13 protein-coding genes are annotated in these 20,149 nt (G+C 62.2%); 10 read left to right on the plus strand and 3 right to left on the minus strand.

What is annotated here, in order from left to right:
* Positions 1–32: 32 nt before the first annotated feature.
* The 5 genes from FJ546_RS29495 (at position 33) to FJ546_RS29515 (ending at position 5,144) form a co-directional block, all read left to right on the plus strand.
* The gene (locus FJ546_RS29495) at positions 33–575 is read left to right on the plus strand and encodes a Chromate resistance protein ChrB (protein ID WP_140892686.1); all 543 of its coding nucleotides are present in this window, start codon (positions 33–35) and stop codon (positions 573–575) included.
* A gap of 28 nt (positions 576–603) precedes the next feature.
* Entirely contained in the window at positions 604–1,824 is a 1,221-nt protein-coding gene (locus FJ546_RS29500; protein WP_140892718.1) for an MFS transporter, read from the plus strand.
* Positions 1,825–1,874: 50 nt separating this feature from the next.
* Positions 1,875–2,726, plus strand: a complete 852-nt coding sequence (locus FJ546_RS29505) for an undecaprenyl-diphosphate phosphatase (protein ID WP_140892688.1) — start codon at positions 1,875–1,877, stop codon at positions 2,724–2,726.
* A 79-nt stretch (positions 2,727–2,805) separates the two neighbouring features.
* Complete coding sequence (locus FJ546_RS29510; RefSeq protein ID WP_140892689.1) at positions 2,806–3,021, plus strand: hypothetical protein; 216 nt, start codon at positions 2,806–2,808, stop codon at positions 3,019–3,021.
* Positions 3,022–3,113: 92 nt separating this feature from the next.
* Positions 3,114–5,144: a bifunctional DedA family/phosphatase PAP2 family protein gene (locus tag FJ546_RS29515; protein ID WP_246687014.1), complete on the plus strand. Its 2,031-nt coding sequence runs from the start codon at positions 3,114–3,116 to the stop codon at positions 5,142–5,144.
* A 122-nt stretch (positions 5,145–5,266) separates the two neighbouring features.
* On the opposite strand, the gene FJ546_RS29520 is transcribed toward FJ546_RS29515, so the two are convergent.
* The 3 genes from FJ546_RS29520 to FJ546_RS29530 all read right to left on the minus strand — a co-directional run bounded on the left by FJ546_RS29520 (position 5,267) and on the right by FJ546_RS29530 (position 12,286).
* Entirely contained in the window at positions 5,267–7,873 is a 2,607-nt protein-coding gene (locus FJ546_RS29520; RefSeq protein WP_140892692.1) for an AMP-binding protein, read from the minus strand.
* 229 nt (positions 7,874–8,102) lie between these two features.
* Positions 8,103–11,207 carry an efflux RND transporter permease subunit gene (locus tag FJ546_RS29525; protein ID WP_140892694.1) on the minus strand — a complete coding sequence of 1,035 codons (3,105 nt, stop codon included), beginning with the start codon at positions 11,205–11,207 and terminating at the stop codon, positions 8,103–8,105.
* A gap of 20 nt (positions 11,208–11,227) precedes the next feature.
* Positions 11,228–12,286 carry a metal transporter gene (locus tag FJ546_RS29530; protein WP_140892695.1) on the minus strand — a complete coding sequence of 353 codons (1,059 nt, stop codon included), beginning with the start codon at positions 12,284–12,286 and terminating at the stop codon, positions 11,228–11,230.
* 312 nt (positions 12,287–12,598) lie between these two features.
* Here FJ546_RS29530 and FJ546_RS29535 point away from each other — a divergent pair, with 312 nt between their 5' ends.
* The 5 genes from FJ546_RS29535 to FJ546_RS29555 all read left to right on the plus strand — a co-directional run bounded on the left by FJ546_RS29535 (position 12,599) and on the right by FJ546_RS29555 (position 19,818).
* Positions 12,599–13,261 (plus strand): response regulator, encoded by a 663-nt coding sequence (locus FJ546_RS29535; protein WP_140892697.1) that lies wholly within the window; start codon positions 12,599–12,601, stop codon positions 13,259–13,261.
* Complete coding sequence (locus tag FJ546_RS29540) at positions 13,258–14,613, plus strand: ATP-binding protein (protein ID WP_140892698.1); 1,356 nt, start codon at positions 13,258–13,260, stop codon at positions 14,611–14,613. The genes FJ546_RS29535 and FJ546_RS29540 overlap by 4 nt, the downstream gene beginning before the upstream one ends.
* Positions 14,614–15,777: 1,164 nt before the next feature.
* Complete coding sequence (locus tag FJ546_RS29545; RefSeq protein ID WP_140892699.1) at positions 15,778–15,999, plus strand: hypothetical protein; 222 nt, start codon at positions 15,778–15,780, stop codon at positions 15,997–15,999.
* A 426-nt stretch (positions 16,000–16,425) separates the two neighbouring features.
* On the plus strand, positions 16,426–19,086 hold the full coding sequence (locus tag FJ546_RS29550) for a caspase domain-containing protein (RefSeq protein WP_140892701.1): 2,661 nt from the start codon (positions 16,426–16,428) through the stop codon (positions 19,084–19,086).
* A gap of 438 nt (positions 19,087–19,524) precedes the next feature.
* Entirely contained in the window at positions 19,525–19,818 is a 294-nt protein-coding gene (locus FJ546_RS29555; RefSeq protein WP_210243128.1) for an adenylate cyclase, read from the plus strand.
* The last annotated feature ends 331 nt before the right edge of the window (positions 19,819–20,149 follow it).

A 20,149-nucleotide genomic window follows, 5' to 3' on the forward strand; every position in this document is an offset into this window, starting at 1 on the left:
ATTTGTTACGGACGTTGCATTAATTCTGAGCGATGGTTGTCCCAACTTGGCTTCTTCTCACCTACAAGGTGCCCCCTGAGCCGGCGACCAAGCGTATCGCGCTGTGGCGGCGGCTCAAAGGGATGGGTGCGATCTATTTGCAGAACGGTGTGTGCCTTCTGCCAAAGACCGATGATCACGTCCGGCGGCTGAAAATGCTGGAGAACGATGTCTCCGGGATGGGCGGCGAGGCGGTGATCCTGGAGACGATAGCGCTGGACCGCGCCCAGGAAGACAAGGTTGTCGCTCGTTTCAAGGCGGATCGCGACGAGCAGTATCGCGAGTTCCTCGGTCGATGCGCGGACTTTGAGAAGGAGATCGCCAAGGAGATCGCGATCAACAAGTTCACCTATGCGGAGCTCGAGGAGGAAGATACCGACCTCAAGAAGCTCCAGGGCTGGCTCGAGAAGATCAAGAAGCTCGATTTCTACGGAGCGGCGCTTGCCGAGGAAGCCACAGCACGGCTGCGTGCTTGCGAAGCATTGCTGGATAGCTATGCCAAGCGCGTCTTTGACGCCCATGACGAGAACCGATGAGATGGGCGGTCGCGACAACGCATCAGCCATGAAGATAGCGGAGATCACCTCTCGCTTTCGAACCCGGCAAGGCATTCCGGCCGGAGTGTGGGCGCTCGGCTTCGTGTCACTGTTGATGGATCTCTCGTCGGAGATGATCCACGCGCTGTTGCCCGTCTATATGGTGACAGTGCTTGGCGCCTCGCCACTCGCCGTCGGCTTCATCGAGGGCATCGCCGAGGCAGTCGCCTCGATCACCAAGGTCTTTTCGGGGGCACTCAGCGACTGGCTCGGCAAGCGCAAATTCCTCGCCGCGCTCGGTTACGGTCTCGCAGCCTTCACCAAGCCGATCTTTCCGCTCGCGACATCGATCGGCTGGCTCGTCGCCGCGCGTTTCGTCGATCGGGTCGGCAAGGGCATCCGGGGCGCGCCGCGCGATGCTCTCGTCGCCGACATCGCCCCGCCGCATCTGCGCGGCGCGAGCTTCGGCCTGCGCCAGTCGCTCGACACCGTTGGCGCCTTTCTTGGGCCGCTTCTCGCCATCGGCCTGATGTGGCTGACGGCGGATCACTTCCAGGCGGTGTTCTGGATCGCCGTCATTCCTGCATTTCTGTCGGTCGCGCTCATCCTTGTCGCCGTCAAGGAGCCGGAACGACCCAAGAAGCTGCGCCAGATCCGCATGCCGCTCCATCGCGACGAGTTGCGCCAACTCAGCGCCTCCTATTGGTGGGTGGTGGCGGCCGCCACGGTCTTCACGCTCGCCCGCTTCAGCGAAGCCTTTCTCATCCTGCGCGCCCAGTCGATCGGCCTGGCACTGGCGCTCGTTCCAATCGTGCTGGTGATCATGAGCCTGGCCTATTCGCTCTCCGCCTATCCGGTTGGCATCCTGTCGGATCGGATGAATCGCGTGACGATCCTGATTTTCGGCCTGCTTTTGCTGCTGGCCGCCGATCTCGTGCTCGCCCTCGTACCAGATACGATTGGGCTTGGCCTCGGTGTGGTCCTCTGGGGCCTACATATGGGGGTCACTCAAGGTCTGCTGGCAACCCTAGTAGCGGATACCGCGCCCGAGGAACTGCGGGGGACGGCCTTCGGGATGTTCAACCTGATGACCGGGCTCGCGCTGCTTGTTGCAAGCGTGATCGCCGGTGCTCTCTGGGATATGGCGGGAGCGCAAGGAACGTTTCTCGGTGGGGCCGCCTTCAGCGTGCTGACCTTGGTGATTTTGTTGTCCATTCGGCTCCAGCTGAGTGGACAGGAACCTGTGTAAAAACGCTCTACACCGGCCCGGAGCCACGACCAATTGGAGACGCAAACCTCATGATTTCCTATTTTCAAGCTGTGGTGCTTGGTTTGTTGCAGGGTGTTTCGGAGCTCTTTCCGATTTCGAGCCTCGGCCACACGGTCCTCGTTCCCCCGTTCCTGAAGTGGCATATCGACCAGTCGAACGACGGATTCCTCGCCTTCGTGGTGCTCACGCATTTCGCGACGGCGCTGGTGCTGCTTGGCTTCTTTTGGCGGGACTGGCTTGCGATCGTCACCGGGATCTTCCGGTCACTCGCGATGCGCGAGATCAAGCCCGAGGACACTTACGCCCGGCTGGGCTGGCTGTTGATCGTCAGCACGATCCCCGCGGGCCTTCTCGGACTGTTGTTCGAACAAAAACTGCGGCTCCTGTTCGCCGCTCCGACGGCGGTGTCTCTGGCCCTAGCCTGCAACGGTCTGGTGCTCTACGGCATCGAGCGGATGCGCAGTCGCCGGGTGGAGGAAGGGCCTCATGACGATGGCAAGCTTGCCGCGCTTTCCTGGACCGAGGCGACCATCATCGGGCTCGCCCAGTGTTTTGCCCTGATTCCCGGCTTTTCGCGCACGGGCCTCTCGATGGCGGGTGGCCTGGGCGCCGGCCTTTCGCACGAGAATGCCATCCGCTATTCATTCCTGCTCGCGACGCCTATCATCTTCGCGGCCGCGGTTCTGAAGGTGCCGGACCTCTTCACTACCGACGGACCAGGTGTCATCGGACAAGCATTCGTAGGGGCCCTTTGCGCCGCGTTCTCGGCCTATTTTTCGGTTCGTTTTCTCCTGAAGTATTTCGAGACCCGGACCCTTACGCCTTTTGCCGTTTATTGCGTCGCGGCGGGCCTCCTCGCCTTCGCAATCTTCTCCTTCTAGGCTAACCGTGTTCGCGGGAACGAATTTCTGAAGAGTCACCGCCGCAAAGAAGTCAACTACATTTTGGAAGGTTATTGGCATGAAGATGATCGTTGTTGCAGGCGCAGTTGTTGTCGGGCTGGCTTTCATCGGTCTCGCCGCTCTCTACTGGCTGACCCCCGCCGGCGATCTCCCGGCCTATCTGCCCGGTTTCGAGCAGGGGTCTGCTCACATCCACTTCAAGCATGGTCTCGGCATGCTCATTCTTGGACTGGGAGCGCTGGCATTCGCCTGGTTCCGTAGCGGCGCCAAGTAGGCGCGGCTACAGATTAGGACCCGCCTGTTTTTGACGGCTTGAGGCGCCGGCAAACCAACGCGCTACTCGATGACCAACCAGGTAGGATGGTGATGTCTCTGCTCTCCGCTGCCACCGCTTTCATCGCGTCGCATCCGCATTTCGCCTATGCGGCAGTGTTTCTTCTGGCGCTTTCGGAGTCACTCCCGATCATCGGTGTCGTCGTTCCCGGCACAGCCGTGATCCTCGCGCTCAGCGCTTTGGTGCCGAGCGGCATCCTGATACTCTGGCCTCTCCTGATAGCCGCCACCCTGGGGGCCATTGCCGGTGATGGTTTTGCGTTCTGGCTCGGGCACCGATACCATGGCCACATCCTCAGCCTCTGGCCATTGAACCGGCGTCCCGACTTGATTGAGCGCAGCGAGGCCTTTTTCGCGCGTCATGGCGACAAAAGCGTTTTTCTCGCACGCTTCACACCGGGGGTCCGGGCCTTTATTCCCCTGCTTGCGGGCGTGCTAAGGATGCCAGTCGGACGGTTCTATGCCGTCAATATCGCTTCGGCGCTTGCCTGGGCACCGTCCCATATCCTGCCAGCTGTGCTCGTCGGTGCGGCTTTCGGCGTTCTCGGCGCAGCGGCAAAGCCGCTCGCAATCCTGCTGGTCGCCCTGGTCGTGATCGGGTGGCTGGTTCTGCATCTCGTGCGCTGGACGTTGCGCCGCGGCATACCACTCCTGATCGTTGGCGTGGAACGGCTGCGGACCTGGGCCGCGGCCCGCGACACCTGGATCAGCCGCGGCCTTTCCAGTTTGCTGGATCCTTCGCAGCACGAAGCGCGAGCGCTCGCGTTGCTGACGGTTCTGCTGATCGGCGCGGCCTGGCTGTTCTTCGGCGTCCTTGAAGACGTCGTCAGCGGCGACCCGTTGGTGCTTACCGACAGCGCGATCTACCACGCGCTCCAGGAAGTCCGCTCCGCCCCCGGAGATGCGATAATGATCGCCATTACGGAACTCGGCGATACCATCGTTGTCGTGGCGGTCACGACCATCGTGTTTTTGTGGTTCGTCTGGAAACGCGCCTGGCGGACGGCCGGCTACTGGCTTGTGGCGTTAGCCGGGGCATCAGCCCTCAACACGGCCATCAAGGTGGCGCTGCATCGAGCCCGCCCCGGTGAAGGGCTCTACTCCGGCTCGAGCGCCTTCTCCTTCCCCAGCGGCCATAGCACGATGAATATGGTGCTCTATGGATTTCTCGCCTTCCTCGTTGCGCGTGAGCTTCGTCCGGCGCTGCGGGTACCGATCGTCCTCGGCGCAGCGACGCTGGTATTCCTGATCGCGTTTTCGCGGCTGTACCTGGGGGCGCACTGGCTCTCCGACGTGCTTGGCGGCCTGGCGTTCGGGTCGGCGTGGCTTGCCTTGCTCGGACTATCTTATCTGCGCAGGCAGACCGAGCGCATTGAACCGGGTGGATTGCTCGCGGCCGGATGTGCCGCCCTTGTGCTGGCCGGCGGCGCCCATATCCACCGCAGTCACGCAATGGACGTTCAGCGATATGCCGTGCAAAGTCCAACCCCTTCCATCTCGGTCGCCGAGTGGTGGGCGTCGGATTGGCAGCAGCTACCGTCCCAACGCATCGATCTTACGGGCGAGACGCAGGAGCCGTTGACGTTCCAGTGGGCCGGCAACTTGCAAACCTTGCAAGACGTCTTGTCGGGGAAGGGCTGGCACACATCGGCATCCTGGAGCGCACTGACGACGCTGACCTGGTTGACGGGATCGGCCAGTCCGACCGATCTTCCGGTTGTGCCTGCGTTGGCCAGCGGACGTCTTCCCAGCCTGAGCCTCATTCGCGCAAATGGCGACGGCGCACCCGCCGGGCGCCTCGTGCTTCGCTTGTGGGCTGTCGACCTCGAGCTTACGAACGGACAGACGGTCCCGCTCTGGATCGGATCAGTCGTCGAGGAGCGGCTCTATCACCCGATAGCACTCGTCACACTTGTCTCGACGCAGCCGGATGCAAATGCGCCACGGAAGGTTCTTGCCGGCTCTCTCATCGGGGAAGACTTGGCTTCCCGTGCCAGTGGTATCGTAAGCGCCGATTGGGATGGCAACATTCTGTTGGCCCGCGAGGCCCAAGGCACACAATGATCTGCTGCGCTGGGTGGCAGTGTCCGGCCCGGTGGGTGCACCGTGTTCCACGTCAGGCTTGAATAATCGCATGGGACAGCGTCTGTCTGGTATCCGCACCAATATAGCTTCAGTCCGATTGCCTAGCCGCCCCTTACCGCGCGCAGGCCGCGCCAACGCCTTGTCGGTAACCTTGGCGGCGGGGCTCCGCCTGGAGAGACTGCAACGCGGCGATATGTCAGCAACGTCATTGCCTTGTTCTGCGCCGCCCGGATCGCAAGCCCGGTCGAGATGCCGCCGACGACCGCCAGCGCGGCGATCCCTGGCTGTAAATACGCCGGATCAGGCTGCGGCAGTAGCAGTTCCGGGAGGATGCGGTGGAACAGATAGATGTTATAGCCGGCAGCCGCCAAAGGCAGCACGGCCCGCACGAGCCATCGTGGCAGATGGACCCTCGGCATGTAGAGCAAAGCCGCCACGGCAACGAACAGCAACACGAACTTCACCCAGGAACCCGTCCAGTTGCCACCCATATACGCAAGAAACGAGAACAGAAAGGCAGTGGCGCAGAGCATCAGAAGGCGCGTCGGAGAACTCAAGGCGAAGTATATGCACCACCCGATCACAGCCAGATAGAGCACGTCTGGCGTGGTGAATATCTGAGCCGGCCCGACATGCCACACGAGCGGAACAGCGAATTTCGCAGCCACTGCCAGGCCTAGAAAACCGATCCCGAAGTTGAAGGGATTGCGGCTGGCGAACCTCCGAAGCGGCGCGAACGCAAAGATTGCCACCCACAGCAGAGTGATTTGCGCATAGGCTTCGACAAACCAGTAGAGGTAAGGCAGCTTTTGCGTCGGGTCGGTCAGCTCAAGATTGCCGACCAGCAATATGGAAGGCCACAGCACCTCGCCCCACGCCAGCGAGTAGCCGATCACGATCGGCGCATATATGGCGAGGTTCATTGCGAGCGACTTCATCAGTCGCCAGGGATCGCCGGCAAACAACGTGGCCGAATGGAACCGCGCGATGCCGTGACCCACAAGCACCATCAAAATTGCGGCACCAGCCGGGATCGGCCACAGGGTCGCGTGGTGAATGACGATGAGCGTGATCGCTAAGGCGCGCAGCGGCAGCTCGGTATCGACGATTCGCGATGCGCCATCTATCCTCGCTGTCGCCGCGATTTCGCGGATAGGTCTCTTCTCCCATCCTTCAGGCACTTGCCCGAGTTCGCGATCGAGCGCCAGCGAGAGTTGCACATAGAGCAGGGAGTCTCCGCCCAAGCTTTCGAAACTGTCATTCGGACCGACATTGCTGAGACAGAAGGCGCGGCGAAAGGCGTCAAGTAAGTCGGCATTCGCCTCGCCGACAATAGCGTCAGCCTCGAGGCGCGCCGCTATGGCTACATAGTCTACCTTGCCTGACGTCAGGCGCGGCAGGTGATCCAGGCAAAACGCGTCGACGTGCAGCAGCGAAAGCCCGCTCGCCCTCGCCATAATGCCGCGCGCCCGCTCGGGCGAATGGCCGGATGGGATGGCCGCCATGAGGCGCCGGTCGTTGCCAACCACTGCTCCGGAAAGCCCGGCCTGCGACAGGGCATGTTCGATTGCCGCGTGATTGATGCGAAGTCCTGCGATCTTCGAGAAGCGCTTGCGGCGCCCCACGATGCGGTACAAGCCATCGACATCACGCTCGGCAATGTCGCCAGTCTTCAACTCGTCGATCTCATGGCCTCGAGACAGGTCGTCGCCGTTTTCGGCGTAGCCCATCATCACATTGGGACCCCGGTACACAAGTTCGCCGACCCGGCCCGCCTCTTCAACTGGTGCGCCGGTGTCATCAACGAGGCGGAGCGAGCCGCCGGGAATGGCAATTCCGATACTGTCGGTGTTTTCTGCTAGCTTTTCCGGCGGCACATAAGCGACGCGAGCGGTCGCCTCCGTCTGACCGTACATCAGGAACAGCTGCTTGCCGTGCCCGGCCAGACGTTGGCGCCAGCACTCGACAAGGTCGGGCTGCATGCGTCCGCCCGCAGCTGTCATGAAACGCAAAGCCGGCAAGGACTCTGCCCGGACACCTACGCGCTCCATCAATTCGTAACAATAGGGAACACCCGAGATGTTGGTGCAGCCTGCCTCAAGCATCTCTTCAAGGAAGCCAGATTGAGCAGTACCATGCGCCGCCAGGTGAATGGCGGCACCGACCGCCAGGTGCGAGTTCAGGACCGAGAGCCCATAGGAATAGTGCAAAGGCAGGATCAATGCGGCTCGATCGCTGGCATCCAACCCGAGAAACGAAGCGATCGAGCCTGCATTTGCTTCCACCGCCTTCGCCGAAAGCCGAACGAAGCGACGCTTTCCGGTAGAACCTGATGTACCCAGCAAAAGACTTAGATCGGGATGCAGGTTACGCGCGTTTGGCCTATGCATGTTTGTGCTTCGCCAACGGCCATCGCTTTTTCGAAAAACTACATCTGGCGCGAAGTCCTCTTCGAAGTCGCTGACCGCGACATCGTCACCGGGAGGCAGCAATGCCACGGCATGGCGACCCCGCAATGCCGCCAGATAGGCGATGATGGCATGCTCGGACGCGCAGGCCTCGACCGCAATGAGCTTACGGCGGGCGCCGAGATTTCGGCAGAGCCCGTCGGTGCGCCGGTCAAGCTCGGCGTAAGTGATCGCTTTGCGGTTGGGTAAAGACAGCGCGACTGCGTCGCCGCGCGATCCGAACTTGTCAACGAATGCCATCGGCCCTTCCCGTTTTGGCGTACCATGTGGACGCAATCAAAACGCTTCACTATTATTCATGACTATAATAGTCAAGAATTTGGACCGCACTTCCTCGCTAGTTATTGCCGGGCATGCGGTAGCTCGGGGGAAGCGATGCATCGAGCGCGCCTGGCAGACGATCCTGCCCGCCAGGGCGCGCAAGCCGCGATCCGGCAGATGGTTTGGCTTCTGAGTTGATGAAGCCGTCTCACTCAGCCTGAAGCGCAACATCGAGCTGAAACTCCCGGCCGAAGTGCAAGGCCATCGTCGGCAGGACCAACAGGTTCAGCAAGGTCGAGGTCACCAGCCCGCCGAGGATCACGATCGCCATTGGTCCTTCGATCTCGTTGCCAGCCGCGTCGCTGGCCCAGGCCAGGGGCAACAGGCCAAGCGCGGTCACGACAGCCGTCATCAGGATGGGCACCAGGCGTTCGGCCGCACCCCTGCGGGCGGCTTCCGGTCCCCACTCCATTCCCTCCTCGTTCACCAGGTGCTCGTAGTGCGAGATCAGCATGATCGAGTTGCGGAGCGTGATGCCGAACAGCGTGACAAAACCGACGAGCGAGCCGAGCGAAAGGTCGCCGCCGCTGACCAGCACCGTCAGCACCCCGCCGACCAGGGCGAACGGCAGGTTGACCAATACCAGGAGCAGTGCCCGCGTGCTTTTCAGCGCCAGAAATAGCAGCAGCACGATGCCGACATTGGCAGCCACGGTATAGATCAGGAGGTCTTGCTGCGATTGCGCGCGCGCCTGCTCCTCGCCAGCAAACATCAGGTAGGTCCCTTTGGGCAGGCTGACTTCCCTGGCGATGCGCTCTTGGGCCTCCTTGACGAAATCGCTGACAGCGCGCCCGTGCACCCCCGATGTCACAGTTTGCAGGCGCTGGCCGTCACTATGCAGGATCTGGTAGCGGCTGGTGGTCTGGCTGATATCGGCAAGCTGCCTGAGCGGAACCGTCACGCCTGCCGGGCTGCGCAGCAGCAGTGAGCCTACCGCCGCCAAGTCCTGGTGCGCCGTTGGAGTCAACGACACGTTGACGTCGTAAGCCTGATTGCCTTCGTAGACCTGGCTGGCGGCTATGCCTTCATACGCCGTCTGGATCGCCTCCAGCACATCCACCGGCGTAAAACCCCAACGGGTCAACTGCTCCGGCTTGAGACGCATCGTCAGTTGCGGCAGGTATTGGGCGGCCTCGACCCGCACGCCGACGGCGCCCGGGATGGTGCCGACCAGTTGAGCGATCTCACCCGCCTTGCCGTCGATGACATCCAGGTTCTGCCCAAAGATGTTGATCACCACCGGCGCGGTCACGCCCGAAATGCTCTCGTCGATGCGTTCGGCCAGGAAGGTGTTGACCGAAGTGGTGAGCCCGGGGAAGCTTGCCAATGTCTGTTGAATGTTGACCAACGCGCGGCGATGCTCGGCCGGCGACAGCGGCTTCAAGTCGATCTCGAACTCGCTGATATGGACGCCCGTGGGATCGACCACTTCGTTGGCTCGGCCGGCCCGCTGCGCCACCAGGCGCACGCCTGGAATTTGGCTCAGCTGTGAGCTCACCTCTTTGCCCACACGCATCGATTCGGCCAAAGACGAACCCGGGGCCAGCGCCATATGGGCGAGGTAGTGGCCTTCCTTCAGGTCCGGAATGAAGTTGCCGCCGAAAAACGGCAGCGCGCCGAGCGCTGCGATGCAAAGCACCCCGATTGCCCAAATGATCAATCGGTAGCGCCGCTCGATAGCGGCAAGAATTGCAAAATAGCGTGCCTTCAGCGCTTGCACCAGCCTGGGTTCCTGCTCCTTCAGCGGTTTGCCTGTCAGCAACAGGAACGCGAGCGCCGGCGTCACGGTCAACGCCACGACCAGCGAGGCCAGGATCGCCAGGATGTACGAGATGCCCAGTGGCGCGAACAGCTTTCCGGCGATGCCGGACAGCGACATTACAGGCAGGAACACCAACACGACGACCAGGGTGGCGTAGACCACGGCGCTTCGTACCTCGAGCGAGGCGAGCAGTACGACCTTTGCAGGCGGCAGCGGGTGGGCCATCTGCTGGTTCTGGCGCAGGCGGCGGAAAATGTTCTCGACGTCGACGACCGCATCGTCGACAACCTCGCCGAGCGCGATCGCCAGCCCGCCGAGCGTCATCGTGTTCAGGCTTATGCCGAAGTGGGAGAGCAGGATCACGGCCGTCAGCAGCGACAGCGGGATCGCGGTGGCGGAGATGATCGCGGTTCGCACGTTGAGGAGGAACAGGAACAGCACGCCGATCACCAGCACGCCGCCAAGGAGAAGCGCGGTGCGCAGATGGCCGATGGCGGTTTCGATGAAACGGGCCGGCCGAAAGATGTCCGGGTGCAGCACTACCTGCTGTCCTGCCAGGACGGGCTGCAGCTCGCTCAGCACCTGTTCAACCCTGCGCGACACCGACATCATGTCCGCGCCGTACTGGCTCTCCACCATCAACGAGACGGCAGGCTTGCCGTCGACGGAGGCCGCGCCCACAGCCGGCGCTGGCCCGATCGCGACTTTGGCGACGTCGCCCAGGCGCAACGCGACGCCGTTCTGGTAGCGCAGCACCACCTGTGCCAATTGCTCTGGCGCAAGCGACTGGCCTTCGGTGTTCAGCACGATCCGCTGATTGGCATTTTCGACATAGCCAGCGCCGCGAACGCCCGTCGCGCGTTGGGCGACTGTCAGCAGATCCTGCAACGCCACGCCGTACCGCACCAGTTTCTGTGGATCCGCCTGGACCTGGAACTGCTTGACGTCGCCGCCGAACACGATCACGTCGGCGACGCCCGGCACACGCAGGAGCTGAGGCTTGACGGTCCAGTCCGCCAGCGTGCGAAGGTCCATCAACGAAAGACGGTCGGAAGTCAGGCCAGCCACCAGCGTCACATTGGTCGAGGACGTAAGCGGCAGCAGTGCCGGAGGCTTGACTCCGAGCGGTAACGTGCCGCCCAGTGCGTTGAGCCGTTCGACCGCCAGTTGACGAGCCCTGTAGATATCGGTGCCGTCCTGGAAGGTAAGCGTGACCATGGACAGCCCCTGCAGCGACTTCGAGCGCATGCTGTCGAGGCCGAGCGTGCCACCCATAGCGTTCTCTACAGGCTGGGTGACAAGCGCTTCGACCTGCTCCGATGTCAGGCCGGGCGCTTCGGTCTGGATCACTGCCAGCGGCGGCGCGAACTCCGGAAAGACATCCTGGCGAGCCTTGGTCAGCGTATAGACGCCGTAGCCAGCCAGCAAGCAGGCCAGCGCAATCACCACGCCGCGGAAGCGGACGGAAAAGCGAATGATGGAACTCAACATGAAAGCGCGCGCGAGTCCGGTTAGTCGTCACATTCGGGATCTTTGCAGGCGGCGGCCGCGGTGACTGGCGGGCGCTGTTCCTCCGACAACAGCAACTGCGCGCCGCGCGTCACCACGCGTTCGCCAGCCTCGAAGCCGGCGTCCACGAAATAGCCGCCGTCGTATGGCGACTGTTCATCGACCAATCGACGTACGAAGCGGTCCTTGCCCTGCTGGATGTAAGCCCAGGGCAGCCCGCCGAACCACAGCACTGCTGTCCGCGGGATGACAATCCCACGGGCGGGTTGCTGGCCCACCGGCAAAAAAGCGATCACCTTGCTGCCGACCGGCAGGCTGGCAGGTGCGCGATACAGGAAGGTTGGTCCTTCCGCGATTGGATCGCTCTGCGGCGATGCCGAAATCAGGCGGGCGGTGAGTCGGCCACGCGCGCCACCGTCGAAAGTAATTTGGTCCGGTGCTGGCGTATTGCTGTCGATCGGCAACACGATCCTCAGCATCATATCCTGGCCTTCCAGGAGGCCGGCGAGCGCCGTGTCCTTGCCTGTGATAAGCGAAGCGATTGGGGGGCCGAACTGTTGCTGTGCGCTCGCGCGCGCCCCTTCGAGACTCGCTTCAGCCGACTGGAGCTTGGCTAGGTCAGCTGACCACGCCGCTTGCGCCGCCTGCATCGCCTTCTGCGATATGTTCATATGGTCCTTGAACAGGACGCGGTTGCGTTCTGCTTCCTGGCTCGAGGCATCAAGGGCTGCCTGTGCACTGGCCACCTCGGCCACAGCAGCGCGATAGCGGGTCTGGAGATCGATCAGCGGTTGCAGGTCGAGGACGCTGCCATAGGCAGTCTCATCGAGCTGTCGCTTCGTTGCCGTGAGCGCGTCGGTCGCGATTCCGCTGCGTTTCTGCGTCGCTTCGTCCAGCGTCACGATGGTCAGCCCGTCCTCGCTACTGACCCGACTGGCGGGGGTAGCGACCGGAGCGGCTATGCTCGGCGCTGGCTGGTACGAAAGCCAGCCCCAGGCCACCAGTGCGGCAGCCCCGGTCGGCACAAGCGCGAGGAGCAGGCGTCTGCCGAGGGTACTCATGACTGAGGTGTTTTCCTTCCTGGGGGCATATGACGCGCATTGCGGATAGCCAATGAGGGGTCGAGGCTATCGCACGCTCGCTTAAGTCCACCTGAAATTTTCCTCAGGGGCGGCGACCAGGCGATCAATGATCGGTATCGCGATTTCAGCCAGGCTTCATCTTGGACCGCGTATTGTCTCTCAACTGCCTGCCATCGCGATGCAGGGCGCACTAAGGTCAAGATTGATGCGCAGAGCGGCGCGAGGCCTATAAGGTATCGGACGGTCCAAGCGGACCCGGTGTGCGCTCACCAACCAGGAGGCGAAAGATCGATGCGCTTGCTGCTGGCTGAAGATGACCCAATGATCGGCAGCGGCCTCCAGCAAGGGCTGCGAAAGAAGGGATTTACCGTTGACTGGGTGCAAGACGGCAAGTCTGCGCTGCTCGCATTGGAAGCGAATCCTTACGCCCTGCTGCTGCTCGATTTGGGGCTGCCGCAGAAAGACGGGATGGACGTCCTGAAGGCATTGCGCCAGCGCGGTGAAACGCTGCCGACCATCATAATCACGGCGCGCGATGCGTTGCCCGACAGGTTGGCCGGGCTGGACGGTGGCGCCGACGATTATCTGATAAAGCCGTTCGCGCTGGAGGAGCTGATCTCACGCATTCACGCCGTGAGCCGCCGCCATGCAGGCCGAGCGCAGATCGAACTGCATGTTGGCCCCCTTCGGCTCGACCCGGTCCGCCATTTGCTCTGGCTATGCGACGAGCCGGCCGACGTGTCCGCCAAGGAATTTGCGCTGCTTCACGCCTTGATGCGCGAGCCCGGCGCGGTGCTCTCGCGCGAGCAACTGGAGGATCACTTGTACGGCTGGGACAAGGAAGTGGGCAGCAACGCGGTCGAAGTGCACATCTACAACCTTCGCAAGAAGCTCGGCGCCGAGGTGATCCATACGGTACGCGGCGTCGGCTATTGCATTGGCGAGGGTACATGAACCTTGGCTATCACCGACTGCGGCTGTGGTTCAAGGGCTCGCTGCGCCGCCGCCTTCTGTTGTGGCTGCTGCCGGCAACGTTGCTGGCAGGGATTCTGGCGAGCATCGGCACCTACTGGGGAGCCTTTCTCGAACTGGGAGATCTTCTCGATGATCAGATGCGCTATGTCGCCGAACACGTCGATGTGAATGCCGACCGCGTGTCACTAACCGACGACGGCAAACGCCAGCAGCAAGACAACGACGAAAAGGCCGACGAGGTGCTGTTGGAGGTGTGGCGCGACGGGAAGCTGGATTTCACCACCGACGCGACGCTGACGTTGCCGCCGCCGCGGCGACCGGGGCTGAACGATGTCTCGTTCAATGGCCAGACCTGGCATACCTTTGTTGACCAGCGGGGCAGCCGACTGATCCGCGTCGGGCAAGCCCAGAACGCTCGCTGGGAGGCATTGGCCGGGCTATCGGTGCATCTCTTCTGGCCCGTTCTGTCATTGCTGCCGCTGCTCGCATTGTTCCTGTGGTACGGCATCGGCTACGGGCTGAAGCCGCTCTACCAGATCACCTCGGAGTTAAAACGGCGAGATGCCGAAAGCCTGGCGCCTATCGGGCCTGGTCCGTTGCCAAACGAGGTCAAGCCCTTGGTCGACGGCCTCAACGACTTGCTGCGGCGGCTGGACCACGCATTCACCATGCAAAAACACTTCATCGCCGACGCTGCGCATGAGCTACGCACGCCGATGATGGCTCTCAGTATCCAGACGCAATTGGCGCAGACGGCCTCGACCGAAGAGGAACGTGGACAGGCGCTATCGCAGTTGCAATCCGGTGTCGTTCGGCTTGCCCACCTGGCGCAGCAATTGCTGACGCTCGCCAGGTTGGAACCGCAGGGACAAGCCGTTGCGCCGCGGTCGGTAGAGCTGTCCCGCCTTTGCAAATCGGTGATCCTGGATCAAATCCAGCTGGCCGAAGCCAAACACATCGACCTGGGGTTAGTCACTCAGGACAAGGCCGAAATACAGGGTGACCCGGATGCGCTGCGCATCCTGCTCAACAACCTGGTTGACAACGCGATCCGATATACCCCTGCGCGCGGCACGATCGACGTGGCGGTGCGGCGGAAAGGGAATGAAGTCGTGTTGGAGGTCTGTGACAACGGCCCCGGCATCCCGGAATCTGAACGGGAGCAGGTGCTGGAACGGTTCTACCGCGGCAGCAATCATGAGGTTCAGGGGAGCGGCCTAGGCCTGTCGATCGTCCAGCGCGTCGCCGCGCAGCACGGTGCGCGCCTGGTGTTTGGCAGCGGGCAAGACGGTCGCGGACTGCTGGCCCAGGTGCGGTTCCCCGTGAGATGACGCTGTGAGCCAGATCCTGCCTTCTCTCGCATCATTCGGCATGTGGTCTATTGGATCTTTGGGCTGGCTTCATTGCTTGAGGCCTTTTTTGCCACGGGCGTGCTCGTTCCGGGGATCCTGTTCGCCGTAGGCGGGGGGAACCTCGTCCAACCGAGGCGAGCGGCGCCACGTCGCCTCCCTGGCGGGCCAGAGAGGCGACGTTGCCGAAGGCATCGGAATGTCGATTGTGGTCGATGGCTCGCTTTCTGCGCCTCTGATCCACCCGGACCTCAGCGCGTTTGGGGAAAGACCCATGGCACGCTGGACATGCTGACCCGCCTCGGCCTCCCGACAGGAAAGCTGACTTCGACAAGCTGCCCCCCGGCCAGCCGGACGCGAGCGGCAACGGCTCGCGCAAAGCTGCGGCGGAGCTGATCGGCGATCTTGAGCGGAATGCGGCGCTGACGTCGAAACTGTCACCGGCCGAGTCGGGGACAACCCGGCGACAGGCAATGCCTATGGCAATACCGACGCCGAAGGCCGGCGCTAGCGCCCCAGGAGAAGCGTGGCTCCCGCTGGGTGTCGAACCTGCTCCAGCCGACCAGCAGCCTACCGCTTCGCCCGAAACACCCAAGAAGGGCGAGATAGACACGCTTCTCGATCAGTTGGCGAACTAGACTAAGATTAGCGTGACGTTGACGCCGGCTCTACCGTCCGAAGCGGAGACAATGCGGTTGCGGGTTCAGGTCGCTGCTGGCTGGGTACATGGCTAGACGACTCGCTTGGGAACTGTTCCGTGTGCATTTTATGAGCTCATCGGCTGTGTCTCCGAGAAACATCTTATTGACTTTGTGTCCGGTCGCTTCGGCATGCAAACGCGCCAGGCTCCTACCAGCGCGGCTTTGTGGTCTCCATCTCAAGGTTTCACCCGTGTCGGGGTAGTCCACCAAAACCTTCGGGCGGTTGCTAAAGCAGCTACGCAGGCGCCTGGCCATGATCATCCGGATGCGAAGCGCAGTTGGGCTCCGGTGGCCGCGCTTTACATTTTTGTAAATTGCCTTCGAAGGCTTGTTCGCGATACGGCTCACTGGCGCTCGGTCCGCGCGTCCGACCAGTCAGGCAACAGAACTCTCCGGATGAACGGGCCGAGCCGTCCTTAAGCTGTTCATTGATTGGGAGAACACAATGATTCGCAAGGTTCTGGCCGCAGCTGCGGTTGTGACGCTCGTTAGCATCCCGGCATTTGCCGCCACCCAATACTGGGTTGCGAAGGATGCCACAACCAAGAAGTGCTCTGTGGTTTCCACCAAGCCGGACGGCAAGAAACTGACCGACGCCGGAACAAAGACATACGATTCCCAAGCCAACGCCGAGAAAGCGTTGAAGCTGCTGAAAGACTGCAAGTAGGGTTCAATAGCTCGTCCGTCGCCCGCTCTTGCCGGACTGCCAGAGCGGGCGTTCTTTTTCGTCGGACCCGAGCGCAACCGCCACTAGTTCAAAAATAGCGACGGGTCCAAGTGCTCATTGTGAAGCAAGGCGGGGGCACATAGGAGAAGGACGCGCCCGCTTTTCCTAAAACCCAGCGCGGAGGAGCCAGTTTCGAGAAACTGGCATCCGAGATGCGGACGTGATTGCCGTCGAATACGAATGAATTTTCGATGAGACGCCGGCGGAAAGCTCCGATGTCAGTCCGTGATCAGGCGACTTAGGATTGCGAAACCTCGGTTTTTTGGATGAAATTCTGCCCTGAGGCCGCCTTCTTGTGACGTCAAATTTGCATGCTTCGGGAAACCTTCCGACCCTTTCTACGTTCAATGTAGTTGGCGGATTGCGATGCGTATGCTTCAGAAAGTCCTTGGCTTCGTGCTGGTTCTACTCCTCCTCATGGCCCCTTCCTGGGCACAGGCGGGCGGTGAAAAGCGCTTGGCGTTGGTTATCGGCAATGGTGCCTACAAAACCGGCGAACTGGCGACGGCGGCGAACGACGGCGGTCTGATCGCGCAGACCTTGCAGGCGGCGGGCTTCGACGTGATCGGCGCGCGCGACCTGGACCAGGATTCGCTGCGAGGGGCGTTCCGCGATTTTGTCGCCAAGGTGTCCGCGGCCGGCCCCGACGCCGTTGTTTTTGTCTATCTTGCCGGCCAAGGCGTACAGCTCGAAGGCGACAACTACTTCCTGCCGGTCGATGCACAGATCGCCAATCCCAACGACATCCCGCTTCAGGCAATGCGGATTTCTGACGTCACCAGATCGCTTTCCGGGCTGTCGGCGAAGGTCAGCGTCGTCGTGCTCGATGCGGCCCGACCGACGCCCATGCCGCCATCAAGCCAGCCGCTGGCTGGCGGCCTTGCATTGGTCGACCCCAGCCCTAACATGCTGATTGCCTTCAACGCTGCTCCGGGAACCATCGCGCCCGAGGGCAAGGGGCCTTACGGCGCCTACGCCCAGGCGCTGGCCGAAATGATGCGCGAGGGCGGCTTGTCGCTTGACGATGTATTCGATCGCACGCGCCTGCGGGTCAACGAGGTGACCCAGGGTGCCGAAGTTCCATGGCATGCTTCCAAGGTCAGCGCGCCGTTCGTCTTCTTCGACCGTGCGCCCGATGCGCCCGCGCCCAGAGTTTCCGAAGCCGAATCCCGGGCCAACCGGACAAGGGCGATCCGCGATTTCGACGCACATGAGGCCTATACCGCTGCGCTCGACCGCGACACGATGCGCGGCTATGAGGATTTCCTCGTCGCTTACCCGCACGATCCGATGGCCAAGCGGGTGCGCGCGATCGTTGCGGTGCGGCGCGAGGCGATCACTTGGCGCGAGACCTGGCTGCGGGATTTGCCCAATGCCTATTGGTCCTATCTCCGGCGGTACCCGCATGGTCCGCATGCCTGGGATGCGCGCCGGCGCCTTGAGCATTTCGACGCTGCCCTGGAGCCTCCCGAGCAATTCACCGTCTATGCCTATGATGTGCCGCCGCCGCCGGAGGAGGAAATTGTCTATGTCGATCGCCCGGTGCTTTATTTCGACGATCCGGATTTCGACTTCGAGCCGCCGCCGCCGGTCCCGGTGATTTTCCTGCCGCCGCCGCCGCCCGACTTCGTGGAACTGGTGCCGCCGCCGCCGCCGGTCGATGTCTTTGTCCTGCCGACACCGGTGTTCGTGCCGATACCTGTGTTCATTGACCCGCCGCGTGACATCGTGGCGCCGCCGAACGACATCATCTTCAACAACATCCACAACACGACCGTCATCAACAACATCAACAACACGACGATCAACGAAGGCTCCGGGCAGGCCGGGCAGCCGAACGGCAGCAGCCAAGGCACCCTCACCACAGGCCAGAAGTTGGCCGTCGGCGTCGGCGCCACCGCGCTGGCGGCCAAGGTGGCGCTGCCGCCATTGCTGCAGAAGAGAGCGGCATCCGCAAAGGCTCCCAACAATCAGGCCCCCACCAATCAGGCTCCGGCCAATCAGGGACAGAGCAAGTTGCCGCCGAAACTCGGCCAAGGTGTCACGCAAAGCCAGCAGCCCGGCACCGCGACGCCGAAGCAGAAGCAGACGCCCGGCAGGCTCACGACCGACCACGCCCTGCCGGGCGCGAACGGCAAGATGCTGCCGCTCGTCAACGGGAAGCCCGTCCTCAACGGCCAGAACGCACCCAACGAAAAGTTCAGGAGGGCGCAGGGCAAGCAGGACATGTCGGTCGGCAACGGCCGCAGGGCCACCGGAGACAAGCAACCGGATACCGGGAACGCCGGCGCCGCTGGCACGGGACAGCAGGGGAGGGAGAAATTCCGTAAACTGCCGGCTGCAAATGACGCCTCTGCCGAAAGCGGGCAAAACGCGCAAGACAGGTTGAGGAAGAACAATCCGAGTGCGCTCTCCGGGCAGAACGCGCCCGAGGGCAGGCAGAAGAAGCTGCCCCGCAACCAGGGCTCCTCGTCCGGCCAGGCCACAGTCATGGGGCCAAGTGGTAAGGGTGTCGGTTTGCCGAACGCAACCGAGAAGAACAAGAGGTTGCGCAAGCTTCCCGACGCGAATGGCATGCCTCAGGGCGGTGACGTGAACGTTCAGCGCAACTCCAGGCAAAACAAGCCTAACGGAGGTGCGCAAAGGCGGTTCGAGCAGCAAAATCCGCATATCCAGGCGCTGAGGCCGCAGAAACCACAGTTCAACGCACAGCCGAAGCCCCAGACGCAGGAACGCCGCCTGCCGCAGGTGCAGCAGCCGAGGCTTCAGATGCAGGAGCGGCGTCTACAGCAGGAGCAACAGCCAAGGCCTCAGATCCAGGAGCGTCGCTTGCCGCAGGTGCAGCAGCCGAAACCTCAGATGCAGGAGCGCCGCCTGCCCCAGCAGCAGCAGCAGCAGCCAAGGCCTCAAATCCAAGAGCGCCGCGTACCGCAGGGGCAGCAGCCGCAGCAACCCAAACCGCAACAGCAAGAGGTCAAGAAGAGGCCTCCTTGCGGACAGCAGGGCGAACCTGCCTGCGGCAAGTAGGCGTGTAGGAACTGGGCGAAGGGCGTCTGAACGCGACAAAGTCAAGCGTCCACGCCACGTCCAGCTTTCTTGGACCTATCCTTAGGAGCTATGGCACCGATTTGGGCGCGGCCCGTCAGGCCGCATCGCCCGATCCTGACCCTCGATTATTGCTGGAGGTATCGGCGGCCAAAAGGATCGAGGCCACTTCGTTGCGATCGAGGTCTCCGATCCCGTTGTCCAAGACGGCGAAATTCGACTTTCACCCTGAGGCGTGCTGCTAGTGGATAGAATCTGGCGCTTGATACCCGCCGAACAATCCACGCCAGTGTCGCGCGACATCACAGCGTCGTGATGCTCGGGATAAGCAGGGGTCCAAAAAGCGTTTATGCCATGTTGTCCAACTCGCCGGGTGCTCCCACGACCCGAGCGCCCTCCCCCAACGCTTGGGAGAACACCATGAAACATCTCCTCACGCCAATGACGGCCGGCTTGTTCATAGCCTCCAGCGGCATGGCTTTGGCCGCCGACGTCCACACTGTGACAGGCACGACCGGTCAGCCCAATCAACAGATTGGCAGCCCTCAGACAGGGAGTGTTACGCCGGGGCACGCCAGCACTGCCCCGGGTTCAGCCTTCAACCCGGATGGGAACGCGGGAACGCATTATGCCGGCACCCAGCCGCAGAACTCCAAGAACCCGAAGAGCGTATCCCAGTACGACGTTGCCGGCTTCCAGCAGTCGCATAAGTGACGGAATTGCGCATGAGCGGTGCCGTCCCGGGGTGATAGATTCGCTGCGTCCTGAAAATTGGAGGTCGCAGCGAATCGGCCCGCCTGCAGTGCGGGCCTCGGATCCCGGATTGGAGGAATGCTGGCGGTGGCATGCATCGTTCACGGTGTTCCGGTCGCTTTCGACGCGATACCTTTCGAAAGTATAGATCGGGCCTCGGTTCAAAGTCCGGCCCGCGCTCATCGCGGTGCCCCGCCGGTCAGGCTTACCGGCTTACCTGCGTAGCGCGTGAGCGGTCCTTGGCTCCCGCGTCCCCAGGACTCGGCCCGGACTAGTCCTGCACGCGGCGAGC

Origin of the sequence: Mesorhizobium sp. B2-4-19 (assembly GCF_006441315.1) — a bacterium.
Classification (GTDB): domain Bacteria; phylum Pseudomonadota; class Alphaproteobacteria; order Rhizobiales; family Rhizobiaceae; genus Mesorhizobium.

Bases quoted from the DNA above. Each gene is read 5' to 3' on its own strand.
- FJ546_RS29495 (WP_140892686.1), top strand. From the start codon at position 33: ATGGTTGTCCCAACTTGGCTTCTTCTCACCTACAAGGTGCCCCCTGAG.
- FJ546_RS29500 (WP_140892718.1), top strand. From the start codon at position 604: ATGAAGATAGCGGAGATCACCTCTCGCTTTCGAACCCGGCAAGGCATT.
- FJ546_RS29505 (WP_140892688.1), top strand. From the start codon at position 1,875: ATGATTTCCTATTTTCAAGCTGTGGTGCTTGGTTTGTTGCAGGGTGTT.
- FJ546_RS29510 (WP_140892689.1), top strand. From the start codon at position 2,806: ATGAAGATGATCGTTGTTGCAGGCGCAGTTGTTGTCGGGCTGGCTTTC.
- FJ546_RS29515 (WP_246687014.1), top strand. From the start codon at position 3,114: ATGTCTCTGCTCTCCGCTGCCACCGCTTTCATCGCGTCGCATCCGCAT.
- FJ546_RS29520 (WP_140892692.1), bottom strand. From the start codon at position 7,873: ATGGCATTCGTTGACAAGTTCGGATCGCGCGGCGACGCAGTCGCGCTG.
- FJ546_RS29525 (WP_140892694.1), bottom strand. From the start codon at position 11,207: ATGTTGAGTTCCATCATTCGCTTTTCCGTCCGCTTCCGCGGCGTGGTG.
- FJ546_RS29530 (WP_140892695.1), bottom strand. From the start codon at position 12,286: ATGAGTACCCTCGGCAGACGCCTGCTCCTCGCGCTTGTGCCGACCGGG.
- FJ546_RS29535 (WP_140892697.1), top strand. From the start codon at position 12,599: ATGCGCTTGCTGCTGGCTGAAGATGACCCAATGATCGGCAGCGGCCTC.
- FJ546_RS29540 (WP_140892698.1), top strand. From the start codon at position 13,258: ATGAACCTTGGCTATCACCGACTGCGGCTGTGGTTCAAGGGCTCGCTG.
- FJ546_RS29545 (WP_140892699.1), top strand. From the start codon at position 15,778: ATGATTCGCAAGGTTCTGGCCGCAGCTGCGGTTGTGACGCTCGTTAGC.
- FJ546_RS29550 (WP_140892701.1), top strand. From the start codon at position 16,426: ATGCGTATGCTTCAGAAAGTCCTTGGCTTCGTGCTGGTTCTACTCCTC.
- FJ546_RS29555 (WP_210243128.1), top strand. From the start codon at position 19,525: ATGAAACATCTCCTCACGCCAATGACGGCCGGCTTGTTCATAGCCTCC.